Annotated in this window: 18 protein-coding genes and 2 pseudogenes; 19 read left to right on the forward strand and 1 reads right to left on the reverse strand. The window is 43.6% G+C overall.

Features of this window, described 5'->3' with window-relative positions; all coding sequences use genetic code 11:
- The 19 genes and pseudogenes from cgtA to yajC all read left to right on the forward strand — a co-directional run.
- Nucleotides 1–371: Obg family GTPase CgtA (cgtA, locus tag BN1067_RS11775; RefSeq protein WP_199868524.1), on the forward strand; the 371-nt coding region annotated here is incomplete at its 5' end.
- A gap of 167 nt (nucleotides 372–538) precedes the next feature.
- Nucleotides 539–988 carry an ACT domain-containing protein gene (locus BN1067_RS11780; RefSeq protein WP_053219039.1) on the forward strand — a complete coding sequence of 150 codons (450 nt, stop codon included), beginning with the start codon at nucleotides 539–541 and terminating at the stop codon, nucleotides 986–988.
- A gap of 16 nt (nucleotides 989–1004) precedes the next feature.
- Nucleotides 1005–1862 (forward strand): prephenate dehydratase, encoded by an 858-nt coding sequence (gene pheA / locus BN1067_RS11785; RefSeq protein WP_053219044.1) that lies wholly within the window; start codon nucleotides 1005–1007, stop codon nucleotides 1860–1862.
- 189 nt (nucleotides 1863–2051) lie between these two features.
- The gene (safA, locus tag BN1067_RS11790) at nucleotides 2052–3176 is read left to right on the forward strand and encodes a SafA/ExsA family spore coat assembly protein (RefSeq protein ID WP_053219045.1); all 1125 of its coding nucleotides are present in this window, start codon (nucleotides 2052–2054) and stop codon (nucleotides 3174–3176) included.
- Nucleotides 3169–4140: a phosphotransferase gene (locus tag BN1067_RS11795; RefSeq protein WP_053219046.1), complete on the forward strand. Its 972-nt coding sequence runs from the start codon at nucleotides 3169–3171 to the stop codon at nucleotides 4138–4140. Before safA ends, BN1067_RS11795 begins: the two co-directional genes overlap by 8 nt.
- 29 nt (nucleotides 4141–4169) lie before the next feature.
- Nucleotides 4170–4907: an NAD(+) synthase gene (gene nadE, locus BN1067_RS11800; protein WP_053219047.1), complete on the forward strand. Its 738-nt coding sequence runs from the start codon at nucleotides 4170–4172 to the stop codon at nucleotides 4905–4907.
- 73 nt (nucleotides 4908–4980) lie between these two features.
- On the forward strand, nucleotides 4981–5505 hold the full coding sequence (locus BN1067_RS11805) for a YhcN/YlaJ family sporulation lipoprotein (RefSeq protein ID WP_053219048.1): 525 nt from the start codon (nucleotides 4981–4983) through the stop codon (nucleotides 5503–5505).
- Between the two features lie 387 nt (nucleotides 5506–5892).
- Nucleotides 5893–6177 (forward strand): hypothetical protein, encoded by a 285-nt coding sequence (locus tag BN1067_RS11810; protein ID WP_053219049.1) that lies wholly within the window; start codon nucleotides 5893–5895, stop codon nucleotides 6175–6177.
- A 314-nt stretch (nucleotides 6178–6491) separates the two neighbouring features.
- Nucleotides 6492–7241, forward strand: coding sequence for a YebC/PmpR family DNA-binding transcriptional regulator (locus tag BN1067_RS11815; RefSeq protein ID WP_053219050.1), 750 nt, complete (start codon nucleotides 6492–6494; stop codon nucleotides 7239–7241).
- A gap of 133 nt (nucleotides 7242–7374) precedes the next feature.
- Complete coding sequence (locus BN1067_RS11820; protein ID WP_053219051.1) at nucleotides 7375–7932, forward strand: BofC C-terminal domain-containing protein; 558 nt, start codon at nucleotides 7375–7377, stop codon at nucleotides 7930–7932.
- Nucleotides 7933–8091: 159 nt separating this feature from the next.
- Nucleotides 8092–8706, forward strand: coding sequence for a Holliday junction branch migration protein RuvA (gene ruvA, locus BN1067_RS11825; protein ID WP_053219052.1), 615 nt, complete (start codon nucleotides 8092–8094; stop codon nucleotides 8704–8706).
- A gap of 57 nt (nucleotides 8707–8763) precedes the next feature.
- Complete coding sequence (gene ruvB, locus BN1067_RS11830; protein ID WP_053219053.1) at nucleotides 8764–9765, forward strand: Holliday junction branch migration DNA helicase RuvB; 1002 nt, start codon at nucleotides 8764–8766, stop codon at nucleotides 9763–9765.
- Nucleotides 9766–9770: 5 nt separating this feature from the next.
- Complete coding sequence (locus tag BN1067_RS11835; protein WP_053219166.1) at nucleotides 9771–9962, forward strand: DUF2905 domain-containing protein; 192 nt, start codon at nucleotides 9771–9773, stop codon at nucleotides 9960–9962.
- Between the two features lie 20 nt (nucleotides 9963–9982).
- Nucleotides 9983–10330, forward strand: a pseudogene (locus BN1067_RS11840) (S-adenosylmethionine:tRNA ribosyltransferase-isomerase); the annotation flags it as partial.
- 5 nt (nucleotides 10331–10335) lie between these two features.
- A pseudogene (ruvB, locus tag BN1067_RS11845) lies at nucleotides 10336–11130 on the forward strand (Holliday junction branch migration DNA helicase RuvB); the annotation flags it as partial.
- Nucleotides 11131–11135: 5 nt separating this feature from the next.
- Nucleotides 11136–11327 carry a DUF2905 domain-containing protein gene (locus tag BN1067_RS11850; protein WP_053219166.1) on the forward strand — a complete coding sequence of 64 codons (192 nt, stop codon included), beginning with the start codon at nucleotides 11136–11138 and terminating at the stop codon, nucleotides 11325–11327.
- A gap of 20 nt (nucleotides 11328–11347) precedes the next feature.
- Nucleotides 11348–12376, forward strand: coding sequence for a tRNA preQ1(34) S-adenosylmethionine ribosyltransferase-isomerase QueA (gene queA, locus BN1067_RS11855; RefSeq protein ID WP_053219055.1), 1029 nt, complete (start codon nucleotides 11348–11350; stop codon nucleotides 12374–12376).
- A gap of 32 nt (nucleotides 12377–12408) precedes the next feature.
- Nucleotides 12409–13545 (forward strand): tRNA guanosine(34) transglycosylase Tgt, encoded by a 1137-nt coding sequence (gene tgt, locus BN1067_RS11860; RefSeq protein WP_053219056.1) that lies wholly within the window; start codon nucleotides 12409–12411, stop codon nucleotides 13543–13545.
- 15 nt (nucleotides 13546–13560) lie between these two features.
- On the forward strand, nucleotides 13561–13827 hold the full coding sequence (gene yajC, locus BN1067_RS11865) for a preprotein translocase subunit YajC (protein ID WP_053219057.1): 267 nt from the start codon (nucleotides 13561–13563) through the stop codon (nucleotides 13825–13827).
- A gap of 138 nt (nucleotides 13828–13965) precedes the next feature.
- Here yajC and BN1067_RS11870 read toward each other — a convergent pair whose 3' ends face one another.
- Nucleotides 13966–14352 carry a TIGR04086 family membrane protein gene (locus BN1067_RS11870; protein ID WP_053219058.1) on the reverse strand — a complete coding sequence of 129 codons (387 nt, stop codon included), beginning with the start codon at nucleotides 14350–14352 and terminating at the stop codon, nucleotides 13966–13968.
- Nucleotides 14353–14376: the final 24 nt, after the last annotated feature.

The raw sequence follows: 14376 nt of genomic DNA on the forward strand, positions 1-14376 counted from the left end.
ACCAGATCTACCCGATTTCAACAGTAACGAGAGAAGGGGTACGGGAGCTTCTATTCGCCGTTGCCGATTTACTCGATACGATTCCGAAAGAAAGTACTCCGATTGAGGAGAAAGAAGAACGGGTTGTTTATAAGTATGAACCGGAACAGGAAGGTTTTCAAATTACCCGCGATCCAGATGGTGCGTTCGTTCTATCCGGTGAACGGATCGAAAAACTATTCCGCATGACCGACTTTAACAGGGATGAGTCCGTTCGCAGATTCTCCCGCCAATTGCGAGGGATGGGGATCGATGAGGCTCTCCGCAAACATGGAGCGGAAGATGGCGATACGGTACGCCTGCTCGATTACGAATTCGAATTCATTGAATAAGGTACTGGCGGGCTGACTTTTGCAATGAAATCATCCTGCCGGAACAGCTTTAAGTAAAGAAATAGAGGTAGTCGAACGAAGCTATACAGCTGAAAGTTTTAGCTGAGTCGGCTATCTTTTGTGTTTTGATTTTTGCTTTTCTAATGGGTGAAAAGGGGAATAAACAAATGGCTGAGAAAGAGGAAAAATTTTATCTGGTTCGACAGGATATTCTTCCGGACGCTATGAAAAAAACAATTGAAGCGAAAGCGTTGATTGAGCGTGGCAAGGTGGAATCTGTATTCGAGGCAGTCAAACAGGTGGATTTGTCGAGAAGTGCATTTTATAAATACCGGGATGCCGTGTTTCCTTTTCAGGCAATGGTAAAGGAACGGATGATCACCTTGTTTTTTCACTTGGAAGACAGGGCCGGGACTCTATCAAATTTGTTGGAAACGGTGGCCAAAGCAGGCGGAAATATTTTGACCATTCATCAGACGATTCCGCTCCAGGGAAAGGCAAATGTGACACTGTCATTGAATACTTCTGCCATGACCGTCCAAATAGAAACGTTGATCCAACAATTGAAACGGCTTGATTTTGTCGACAAAGTGGAAATATTAAGTTCGGGTGCATAGAAGAGGGGGAAGCAGATTGACAAAGAAAGTAGGATACTTAGGACCAAAAGGAACATTTACAAAAATTGCAGTAGACTCACTTTTTAACGAAGAAGAAAAAGCAGACTTTGCTACCATCCCGGAATGCATGGATGCTGTTGAAAACGGGGAAATCGATATTGCGGTTGTACCATTGGAAAATGCGATTGAAGGTACAGTCCACTTGACGATCGACTACATGATCCATCAAGTCAGACTGCCGATCATCGCGGAAATTGTGGTTCCAATCAAGCAACACTTGCTGGTAAATGAAAGAGCAAGCCAGTCCTTTTCTGATATCGCCCATGTCTATTCCCACAGTCATGCCATTGCGCAATGTCACCAATTCCTGCATAAGCATTTACAGGAAGCGAGCGTCCATTATACCACTTCGACTGGAAAGGCGGCCGAAATGGTTGCCGTATCGGATCCGACTGCAGCGGCGATTGGTAACAAGCTGGCCGCTGAAGAATACGGGTTGAAGGTTCTGGCGGAAGATATTCATGATTATCCGAATAACCATACAAGGTTTGCAGTGTTATCGAAGCAGGAAGAACCGTTGATCAGCAATGGACATGCTCCCGATACGCAAAAAACTACCCTGTTGATTACGCTTCCGAGTGATTATGCGGGGGCATTGCATCAAGTGTTATCTGCATTTGCGTGGCGGAAAATGAACCTTTCCAAAATTGAATCAAGACCGATGAAAACAGGGCTTGGCAATTATTATTTCATTATCGATGTGAACCAGGCTTATGACCAAGTATTGTTCCCCGGGGTGAAGGCAGAACTGGAAGCATTAGGTTGCAAAGTGACGTTCCTCGGTACATATCCTGTTTACCAAATGGATGTATAAAAAAGTTAGCTGCTGGCTCGGATGAAGCGTTCATCCATGCCGGCAGCTTGTTTTTTTTAGACATATTTTCCTTGTTCGTCGAATATTTCATCAACCTTTCTGGGGCATTCGCATATGTTGTATTGAATTGTTCTGTAATTCAGGCTCGTAAGTGTGTCTGCCATAACTATACAGAAGGGAGTTTCAGAATTGAGAATTCATGTAGTGCAAAAAGGAGAAACATTGTGGGAAATAGCCAAGAAATATGGAGTGGATTTCGAAGAATTAAAGCAAGTAAATTCTCACTTGTCCAATCCTGACATGATCATGCCAGGAATGAAAATCAAAATTCCTGGCAGCTCTGTTCAAGTAAAACAGGAGGGGAGCTTAGACAAGGAAATGCAGCAATACCCTCCACAAACTGCTCAACAGAAGCAGAAAAAAAAGGAGATGGAAACACAGCCAAAGCCAAAGGAGAAAGAAAAGCCGGAAACAAAACCAATGGCAGGCAAACAGCCCGCCAAGCATTCATGGAAAGATACATCTCCTAAATCGTTCCCGGTGATCAAGGAAGACGACCACAAAAAACCGGCATCTAAAATGATGGAAGTTCCAAAAGTACCGATGATGGAACAGCATATGGAGAAGTTCCCGATCAATATGACGGTACCTAAAGTGCCTCATTATGAGAAGCCGAAGAAAAAAGAGGACAAAAAATGGGAGCATGAGAAAAAACATCATGAAATGCCATCACAAACATTACCAGCTTATCAGCCGATGCCTATGCACTATTATCAGCCCATTTCTTACTGTATTCCGATGCAGCCTATGACATTGCCTGCCCATTATTATCCGATGGGTGAAACGGTCCCGTGCGGTCCTCAGTTTGGTGTGGAGAATATGACAATGAATCAATATTCCTATCCTGCCGTGCAAGGTGTTTCGCAGGAAATGGAAGATTTGATGGAATCTTCATCATCTTCGTCATCTTCCTCAATGGAAATGCCGCACATGCCGCACCATGTGGCAGGTATGCACCAGGATGATTGTGGATGCGGCGGGTCACATCTATTGGGAGAATATGCAGACCCTGCTCATTCCATGGCTGGTTATCCGGAACAGCAATGGCCGGGTTATGGGTATCCTGGGGCCGTTCCACAACAGGGAATGCAGCCTTTTGGCGGTCAAATGTTGATGCCGCAACAAATGTATCCAACCTATAACCAACCTAGCTACTACCAGCAATATCAGCCTCAGCAGCCATTTTCAGGGATGGCGAATTTCAATCCTCCATACCCGCAGTACTCTCGGGAGGAAGAAGAAGAAAGTGAATAAGCCAATTTTTGGAGACGAAGCCTTTCAGGCTCGTCTCTCTTCCTTTCTAGAGACGAGAGCTAAACTGTGCACGCATAAGATGAAGTACTTAAAACACGCCGTTTATTTAGTGGAAGACTATACGGGAAAACGGTATATATTAAAAGGGATGAAACAAAACGAATCGGTCAGGCAACAGCTGGATTTTCAGTACGCTTACTCCGATTCCGATATTATCAAGTTTGTCCATTTTCCAAATGGGGAACTCTTTTTATATCATTATGACTATTCCTGGCTGTTAATGCCTTTTCAGGAAGGAAAAACGCTTTATTTTGGCGAGGAGCAGGAAAGGAGAGCTGCTGTAAGGGCGCTCAAGAATTTTCATTTAAGAGCAAAAGGCATAAAGGTGACAGATCCGCTCATCCGGCCGCCGCTTTTGTTTAAATGGGAACATCGATTGGATAAGTTCCGCAAAACTCTAGTTGTTTTTGAAGCTTTTGGTAAAGATTCATTGGCGAAGGAAATAATCAAACTGACGGATAGGCAGTTACATTATTTACAGGAAAAGGTCGACTGGTATGCGTTGGAAAAAACAGCAGTAGACCAACTTAGTTGGACACATGGCGATGTAGCATCCCATAATTTTTTGAAATCGAAATCAGGGGAAATTTACCTTCTCGATTTCGATTTACTCAGCCTGGCACCTGTAAGTTACGATTGGATCCAACTTGGGCAGCGGTTTTTGCCTTATATAGGTTGTGACATACCGCAATTGAGCAGCCATATAGAATTGGCAAGAGATGGAGATGAACTAGCGTTTATGTTAAGGAGCATCGCCCTTCCGTCTGATTTGATTAGAGAGTGGCTGATTTTTTATCGGACGAAACCAACATCGAACCAATTGTATGATTACTTGATAAAAATGGAAGGAAAATGGGAGCAGCGAGTCCAATTTGTGAAAGAAGTAGATATTGTGCTAACATAAATTATTATCAAATGGGAGGAGAACATACGATGCAGGAAAAAGCAGAAAAGATTATTTCATGGCTACAGGAAAAAATCAAAGAATCCGGAGTAAAAGGGTTATTGGTAGGTGTTAGTGGAGGAATCGACTCTGCTGTGGTGGCTCATCTAATAAAGCGGGCAGCGCCGGACAATTCGCTTGGTGTCATACTCCCGTGCAAAAGCAATCCTCAAGACATGGAAGATGCTAAAAAAGTGATCGAAAGCTGTGGAATTGATTCGATTACCGTAGACTTGTCTGAAACACATGATGTTTTGTTCAACAACATTCAGACGCAATTGAGCAACCAGCAATCGATCAATCCGGAGAACCAACAGCTGGCGGATGCTAACTTGCGCGCCCGTTTACGGATGAGTACTTTATACGCTCTTGCGGCAAATTATCAATACTTAGTGGTAGGAACAGACAATGCAGCTGAATTTTACACTGGTTATTTCACCAAGTATGGGGACGGCGGAGTCGATTTGGTGCCTTTAGTCAGCCTCGGAAAAGGTGAGGTCCGGGAAATGGCAGAATATCTGGGGGTACCAGATGAGATTGTCCATAAGCAGCCGAGCGCAGGGTTATGGGAAGGACAAACTGACGAAAACGAAATGGGTACCACTTACGAAAAAATCGATAAGTATTTGAAAGGCGAAGAAATACCGCAAAAAGATAAAGAAATTATCGACCAGCTCCACAAAAAATCAGCCCATAAACGGGAGATTGCTCCTGGACCTGAACTGTAAGGGGTAATCCCAAAAAATAACTGATTAAAAAATCTTCCTTACTCCATTCTAATGGGTAAGGGAGGTTTTTTTATTGAATAAACTTCTATCCATTGTCTTCGGCGGTTTGTTGCTTTTTCTTCTCTCCGCGTGTAACGGCCAGCAGGAACAAGGACAAATGATCAGCGAGGACATGGAGGACTCTACCATGCCGATTGACTATAGTACACATGAAGAGGCTGAACAGCAGTTGCACGATGGCGGCGGTACACGGAATAGCCCCAAACAGGAAGAGGCACAGGACTTCACCGGATTCCAGGAGAATCTGCCTCCTAGCCAGCAGCATTTAAAAGGTTTTTATAATGAAGAAGCTCAAACGATTACAGAGGAATTGAATGCACGAGATGAAATCAGACTTGCACAGGTTTACGTCACGGATGAGCGGATAATCGTTTCCCTTACGTTGAACCAAGAGTATGACGATCATGCTGCATCGATTGCAGATAGTGTATATAAACAAGTTGAAAGCCATGCTAAAGACAAGGAAGTCCTCGTTTATACAGGGGATATCTATTGGAACCAAATGCGAGATCGGGATGCCAGGGAACCGGCAAGATGATGGTTTCTACAAAATCGGCCTTTGCACAGTAACTGCTGCAAAGGCTTTTTTCGCTGGGGAAAACTGGAACTAAACAAATGTGCTATGTTTAAGGGTCAAATAAATCAGCGCTCTTGTTAACCCCGTGTCCTTATCACGGAGATTTTCTTAGTTGTTTGAAGGTGGCAAGCAAGTAATAGAGATGGTTGCGGAATATAAATCAAAATCTAAAACCAAATTTTAAAAGAAAAGTCTTTTAGAGCCCTTTTTATACCTATAAAATTTCATTCTTCTGTATAGTTGAAAAGTTCTTAGTGATGAAAAACCTTTTATGTTAAAATATGGTCGCATAAATGAATATTAAATTTTAGAACCTTGTATTAACCTCTACTTGAAAGGGGTGGGGTTTTGAAAAAATTCTCATGGATCAGTTATATTGCCTTGCTTGTTAGCTTATACCCCTTTTTATTTACTGCACAAATTTGGGGATGGGTTGAGTCTAATCCTGATTTTATAGATTATGACTTAATGGTACCCACAGTTATAATAAGCGTGATTGTAACAATTATTTTTTCCATTATCGCTTTATTTAAAAAGACGGAGAAAAACCATCTCGCTATAATAGCAATGTTAATTTCATTATTCAATGGTGTTCTGATGAGCTTTGCTGCAATGATGTCTAATATAACTTAACTTTGTGTAATCGTATTCTTTTTTAGATAAGCGAATAACAACAGGGACAAAGAAATTAAAAGTTCGACCCGGTCGCAGGTGTACACCTGCTTTTTTATTTTAGTCTTTAACCCCCTTTTGCGTCTCGAATAGTAGAAAGTGCTAAAGTATGTAAAAGCCGAACGTATTATTCTCTTGGATGGCAGTCTTCAGGAAGTTTTACATTTATAAGGATAGGATTTTATGGTATAGTAATAGAGGAATTTTTCTCAACTTTTACCTTTGCAGGAAGGGTACTGACCTGCAAATTCAGCTTGAAGAGAGGAGAATGTCCTATGGCTGGTCATTCTAAATGGAAAAATATACAACGCCGCAAAAATGCACAGGATGCAAAACGCGGTAAAATATTCATGAAAATGGCGAAGGAAATTTTCGTAGCTGCGAAGCAGGGTGGAGGGGACCCGGAAATGAATCCGGCACTTCGCTTGGCGGTAGATAAAGCAAAAGCCAATAACATGCCAAACGATAATATTGATCGTGCGATAAAAAAAGCAACTGGTGATCTGGAAGGCGTAAACTACGAAGAAATGACCTATGAAGGTTACGGTCCAGGAGGAGTAGCTGTGATGGTGAAAGCTTTGACCGATAACAAAAACCGGACGGCTTCTGAAATCCGTTACGCTTTCAATAAAAACGGCGGCAACCTGGGTGAAAATGGATGTGTTGCTTTCATGTTCGACCGCAAAGGCTACATCGTTATCGACCGGAATACAACGGATGCAGATGAGGACGAAATGCTGCTGGCTGCTATAGAGGCCGGTGCAGAAGAAATGGAAACGACGGAAGAGGTATTTGAAATTTATACCGATCCAGAAAACTTCTCAGATGTGAAAAATCAATTGGATGTGAATGGATATACCTTTTCTACAGCAGAATTGACCATGATACCGCAGACGCTCTCCCCGTTAGAAGAAGATGAAGCGAAAAAAATGATCCGTTTAGTCGATATGCTGGAAGATAATGAAGACGTTCAGGATGTGTATCACAATCTGGACGCCGACGAAGAAGTACTAGCCCAATTATAAGGCATCAGCTGGCTGCTCCTACAGGGGCAGCCATTTTCTATGTTCTGTCCACGATACCCGCCGGATAAAAAGTTTGAAAATGGCCAAACTGTCAAATAGAAGTTAAGCTATTTTTTAACATGGGGTGAATGGTATGATACATCGACAAAAACTTCTAGTCTGCTTTATAGCAGTTATAGGAATCATAAGTGGTCTGTTTATCTTCGAAATGATACATGCAAGCGGCATTCAGCCGATTCAGGCGGAAGAACAAGATAAGAACCCTCCGCGTCAAGAGCCGCTTGTATTGGAAGTGACTTTGCAGAAGCAGTTCATCGACGGAAATGTGGAAGAAAGCACACACGAAGAAAAGGTTTGGGCCATGGAAGATTTCTGGTCTTACTATAAGGGCTGGCAGGTTGTCGACCAGCAGGAAGGCAAGATTGTCTTAAAAAAAGAAATCAATGACATTTCGCCTTACATGAAGAAGAACGGCTATTTTGGATTGGCAAATGATCAGTTGGCTATTTTTGAAGGATTGCCCATTCATGAACAGGTCATCCAGTCTTTTTATCAAATCGATACCGGAGAACTGGAAAGTTACCAGAGACAGCAGCTTCAGGATGGCATCAAAATTGATTCGAAGCAGGTATACCAGTATGTGCTTGAAGCTTATCGGGGGATGACTCCCCAGCGTTCGGCAAATAGTTGAAGGAGAGGATTCTGGTCACTGGCCGGAATCCTTTTCAATTGATTAGAGAAGAGAACCGATTTCCTGGTTCGAGCATGCTAAAAGAAAAACAGTTATACGAACATACGCTTGTATGGTAAGATAGATACAGGCTATAGTTGATAAGGGAGAGTAATCGCAATGATTGCATACATAAAAGGAAATCTGGAAGCAGTTAACGAAGAGGCTGTAATTGTAGAAGCAAACGGTGTAGGTTATGAAATCATTTGTGCCAACCCATTTGCGTTTCAGAATCAGTTAGGTGAAGAAGTGTTGATATATACGTATCATTATGTCAGAGAAGACAATCAAACATTATTTGGTTTCAAAAAAACAGACGATAAAATATTGTTTTCCAAACTGTTGAATGTATCCGGGATTGGTCCGAAGGGGGCATTGGCAGTATTGGCATCCGTCCGTGTGGAGGAATTTGTTTCGGCTATTGAAAGGGAAGACGATAAGTTTTTAACACAATTTCCGGGAATCGGCAAAAAAACTGCACGCCAAATGATTCTTGATTTGAAAGGCAAGCTCCCGGAAGGATTTGCAACTGGAGCATTTGAAACGGTCGATGAATCCTCAAATCCTGAAGCTGTTCAAGATCAAAACAGCGCTTTGGAAGAAGCGATTGCAGCCATGAAAGCTTTGGGATATTCTGATCGGGAAATAAAAGCGATCGTTCCGTCTTTGAAACAGGAGCAGCATGAAAGTCCTGATCCTTATATTCGCAAAGGATTGGCCTTAATGATGAAATGAATGCTCGAGTAAAATCAAACAACCAGAGGGAACTTCGATAGAAAAAGGGGAGATAACGTGGAAGAACGAATGATTTCCGGTGAGCTGCAGGGAGACGAAGAATCAATGGAGTTAAGCCTGCGTCCAATCAACCTGGCGCAATATATTGGGCAGGATAAGGCTAAGGGCAATCTGCGTATCTTTATAGAAGCAGCCAAGATGAGAAATGAGCCGCTTGATCATGTTTTGTTGTACGGTCCTCCCGGTTTGGGGAAAACGACTTTGGCTTCCATCATAGCAAATGAAATGGGGGTCCAGTTTCGGACGACTTCTGGACCGGCAATTGAAAGAGCGGGCGATCTCGCAGCAATTCTTTCTTCTCTGGAAGCTGGCGATGTCCTGTTTATAGATGAAATTCACCGGCTGCCACGGGCAATCGAGGAAATTCTTTACCCGGCAATGGAGGATTTTTGTCTGGATATTGTCATAGGGTCGGGTTCCAGTGCTCGTTCGGTTCGGCTTGATTTACCGCCGTTCACCCTTGTCGGTGCTACGACACGGGCTGGTTTGCTGACAGCTCCGTTGCGTGATCGGTTTGGTGTCCTCAGTCGTTTGGAATATTATGAAACAAAAGATCTATGTGCCATCGTAGAAAGAACAGCCGATATTTTTCAAGTAGGAATCGATAAAGATGCTGCTACGGAAATCGCCCGCAGATCCAGAGGCACCCCTCGTATTGCCAACAGACTTCTGAAAAGAGTCCGGGATATATCCCAGGTTAAGGGGGAACGGGCCATTTCCAGACAAACGACCCAGACTGCTTTGGAAATGCTGCAGGTCGATGCAGCTGGTTTAGACCATATCGACCATAAGTTGCTGCTTGGCATCATCGATGGTTTTAATGGCGGGCCCGTCGGTTTGGATACCATTTCGGCGACAATCGGGGAAGAGTCGCAGACAATAGAGGATGTTTACGAGCCATTTTTGCTGCAGACCGGTTTTATCCAGCGAACACCGAGAGGCAGGCAGGTAACTGCCAAGGCGTATCACCATTTTAACCGGGAGGTGCCGCAAACTTGACCGGAATGGGAAAACTATTTATTGTAATAGGAGTCGCTTTTATCATCATCGGAATGCTGTGGGGGATATTTGGCAGGCTTCCTGGCGATATTAGTTTTAAAAAAGGCAATGTTTCCTTTCACTTTCCGATTATGACTTCGATTGTGGTTAGCATCATTTTATCGGTAATTTTGTTTATCATAGGGAAATTCCGATAATATAAGTAAGGAGATTGACAATGGATATAAATGATTTTGACTTTGACTTACCAGAGGAATTAATTGCTCAAACGCCTTTGGAGGACCGGACATCGTCACGTTTGCTTGTGATGGATCGCCAGAAACAGACGATCAGCCATAAGCATTTTTCCGATGTGATCGATTATCTTTCTCCAGGCGACTGCCTCGTATTGAATGATACGAAAGTGCTTCCTGCAAGGCTCTATGGAAGCAAACAGGATACTGGCGGTAAAGTAGAGGTATTGTTACTTCACCAACAGCAGCAGGATGAGTGGGAGGTTCTGGCAAAACCAGCCAAAAAAGTACAAGAAGGAACGATCATTACATTCGGAGACGGCCAGTTAAAGGCNTGGCTTCCATCATAGCAAATGAAATGGGGGTCCAGTTTCGGACGACTTCTGGACCGGCAATTGAAAGAGCGGGCGATCTCGCAGCAATTCTTTCTTCTCTGGAAGCTGGCGATGTCCTGTTTATAGATGAAATTCACCGGCTGCCACGGGCAATCGAGGAAATTCTTTACCCGGCAATGGAGGATTTTTGTCTGGATATTGTCATAGGGTCGGGTTCCAGTGCTCGTTCGGTTCGGCTTGATTTACCGCCGTTCACCCTTGTCGGTGCTACGACACGGGCTGGTTTGCTGACAGCTCCGTTGCGTGATCGGTTTGGTGTCCTCAGTCGTTTGGAATATTATGAAACAAAAGATCTATGTGCCATCGTAGAAAGAACAGCCGATATTTTTCAAGTAGGAATCGATAAAGATGCTGCTACGGAAATCGCCCGCAGATCCAGAGGCACCCCTCGTATTGCCAACAGACTTCTGAAAAGAGTCCGGGATATATCCCAGGTTAAGGGGGAACGGGCCATTTCCAGACAAACGACCCAGACTGCTTTGGAAATGCTGCAGGTCGATGCAGCTGGTTTAGACCATATCGACCATAAGTTGCTGCTTGGCATCATCGATGGTTTTAATGGCGGGCCCGTCGGTTTGGATACCATTTCGGCGACAATCGGGGAAGAGTCGCAGACAATAGAGGATGTTTACGAGCCATTTTTGCTGCAGACCGGTTTTATCCAGCGAACACCGAGAGGCAGGCAGGTAACTGCCAAGGCGTATCACCATTTTAACCGGGAGGTGCCGCAAACTTGACCGGAATGGGAAAACTATTTATTGTAATAGGAGTCGCTTTTATCATCATCGGAATGCTGTGGGGGATATTTGGCAGGCTTCCTGGCGATATTAGTTTTAAAAAAGGCAATGTTTCCTTTCACTTTCCGATTATGACTTCGATTGTGGTTAGCATCATTTTATCGGTAATTTTGTTTATCATAGGGAAATTCCGATAATATAAGTAAGGAGATTGACAATGGATATAAATGATTTTGACTTTGACTTACCAGAGGAATTAATTGCTCAAACGCCTTTGGAGGACCGGACATCGTCACGTTTGCTTGTGATGGATCGCCAGAAACAGACGATCAGCCATAAGCATTTTTCCGATGTGATCGATTATCTTTCTCCAGGCGACTGCCTCGTATTGAATGATACGAAAGTGCTTCCTGCAAGGCTCTATGGAAGCAAACAGGATACTGGCGGTAAAGTAGAGGTATTGTTACTTCACCAACAGCAGCAGGATGAGTGGGAGGTTCTGGCAAAACCAGCCAAAAAAGTACAAGAAGGAACGATCATTACATTCGGAGACGGCCAGTTAAAGGCAGTTTGTACCGGGGTAAAAGAGCATGGCGGAAGGATTGTCCGCTTCGAATACGAAGGGATATTTCTGGAAGTACTCGAACAGCTCGGTGAAATGCCGCTACCTCCTTACATAAAGGAGCAATTGTCAGATAAAGACAGGTATCAGACCGTCTATGCAAAAGAGGAAGGCTCTGCGGCCGCCCCGACTGCCGGGTTGCACTTCACAGAAGAATTGCTTGAGCGGATAAAAGAAAAAGGTGTCGAGCTTGCCTTTATCACCCTTCACGTAGGTTTGGGAACTTTTCGGCCTGTAAGTGTCGATAGTATCGAAGAGCATGATATGCATAGCGAATTTTATCATATGTCGAAAGAGACGGCCGATCAGTTAAACAGAATCAAAGCGGATGGTGGAAAAATAATATCGGTGGGGACTACTTCCACTCGAACATTGGAAACAATCACTCGGGACAATGATGGAACCTTTACACAAGCTAGTGGCTGGACGGATATTTTCATATATCCTCCTTACCAATTTACAGCGATAGATGGCCTAATCACCAATTTTCACTTGCCGAAATCAACCTTGATCATGCTCGTCAGCGCACTGGCTGGGAAGGATTTCATTCTGAAGGCATATCGTGAAGCGGTTGATCAGCGTTACCGCTTTTTCAGTTTCGGTGACGCGATGCTGATTTTATAAGCCTTATAAGTTGACAAGAAAGGGTGCAGTTAATGCCAATCACCTATGAACATATCAAAACTTGCAAACAGACAGGAGCACGTCTGGGCAGAGTCCACACGCCGCATGGCACGTTTGAAACGCCCATGTTTATGCCGGTGGGGACTCTCGCCACGGTTAAAACAATGAGTCCTGAAGAATTGGAGGAAATTGGAGCAAAAATCATTCTCTCCAATACGTATCACCTATGGCTTCGTCCAGGTGAAGACATAGTAGAAGAAGCAGGCGGCCTTCACAAGTTCATGAATTGGGATGGAGCTATCTTGACCGATTCAGGCGGTTTCCAGGTTTTCAGTCTCAGCGATTTACGGGATATAGAAGAAAAAGGAGTTCATTTCCGTAATCATATCAGCGGTGAAAAATTGTTTTTGTCCCCTGAAAAAGCCATTCAAATTCAGAACTCGCTTGGTTCGGACATCATGATGGCATTTGATGAATGTCCGCCGTATCCGGCATCCCATGACTATATGAAAGCGTCCGTGGAAAGGACAAGCAGATGGGCAGAACGTTGCCTGGAAGCACACAAGCGTCCTAATGATCAGGGATTGTTCGGTATCGTCCAGGGCGGTGAATATGAAGATTTACGCCGTCAGAGTGCCCGGGATCTAACGTCTATGGATTTTTCCGGCTATGCCGTTGGAGGATTGTCTGTCGGTGAACCGAAAGATGTCATGAATAAAGTGCTTGATTTTACAACGCCATTGCTGCCGACCAATAAACCACGTTATCTGATGGGAGTGGGGTCACCCGATTCATTGATCGATGGCGCTATCCGCGGTATCGACATGTTTGATTGTGTACTGCCTACTAGAGTTGCAAGAAATGGTACTTGTATGACTTCCAATGGAAGACTGGTTGTACGTAATGCTAAGTATGCACGAGATTTCGGGCCGTTGGATGAGAATTGCAACTGTCATGTATGCCGGAATTATTCAAGAGCCTATATCCGTCATTTAATTAAAGCGAATGAAACATTTGGCTTTAGACTAACTACTTACCATAATCTTTATTTTCTGTTAGAATTAATGATGCAAGTCCGCGAAGCGATAAAAGAAGATCGTCTTGGCGATTTCAGAGAGGAATTCTTTGAACAATATGGTTTCAACAAACCAAATGCGAAAAACTTTTAGAAGGGAGGAAATACGATGGATGTTTTAGCATCATTAGCACCGATCATTTTAATGTTCGTTATCTTTTATTTCCTTTTGATTCGTCCACAGCAAAAGAAGCAAAAGCAAGTGCGTCAAATGCAGGCGGATTTGAAAAAAGGGGACAAAGTCATTACTATTGGCGGAATGCATGGGACTGTTCATGCTTTGGATGAAGGTACAATCGTTTTGACCACTCCGGATGGCACTAAGATTACATACGACCGTTCTGCGGTTAGAGATGTAGTATCACAGCAAGATTAATATTCGATTTTTTTTCGTAAAACTTCGGTTTCCGTGTTGAGCATGGGTTGCCGGAGTTTTTTTGCACTTTTTTAAGGGAAAAAGACTGACATAGCAGTCAGCCTTCTTCTGGATTTTCAAGTTTATAAAATCCATCTTTCACTTGGAGGAGTTAGTATCCGAACTCAAGTTTACCCCAAGCATTCCACCGATTAACGATGCGGCTAAAAATCCGCCACAATGAACGAGCTGTTCCAAAGTGATGCCTGTGCGGTATCCAAGATACTGATAAAGCAAGATGAAAAGAATGAATCCCAGACCTGTCAGGCCACCCAATATCCATCCCTTTTCCTTTCCTTTCAATCCGGATATCAGTCCGCCGAGGAACAATGCCGCGATGCTGATCGATAAAGTCGTCCAATTCAACGCAGCTGCTCCAAAACTCGTAAATTTCAATAGAATGGATAAGATCAAGCTAGCTGCCAATATGAGTCCCAATGCCGTAATCCATCCATAAAGAAGTGCGGTCAAACGTACTCGTGCCATCTGATTACCTCCCTATGTGTTGTC

The sequence above is a fragment of the Virgibacillus senegalensis genome (assembly GCF_000821245.2).
Classification (GTDB): Bacteria; Bacillota; Bacilli; order Bacillales; family Amphibacillaceae; genus Sediminibacillus; species Sediminibacillus senegalensis.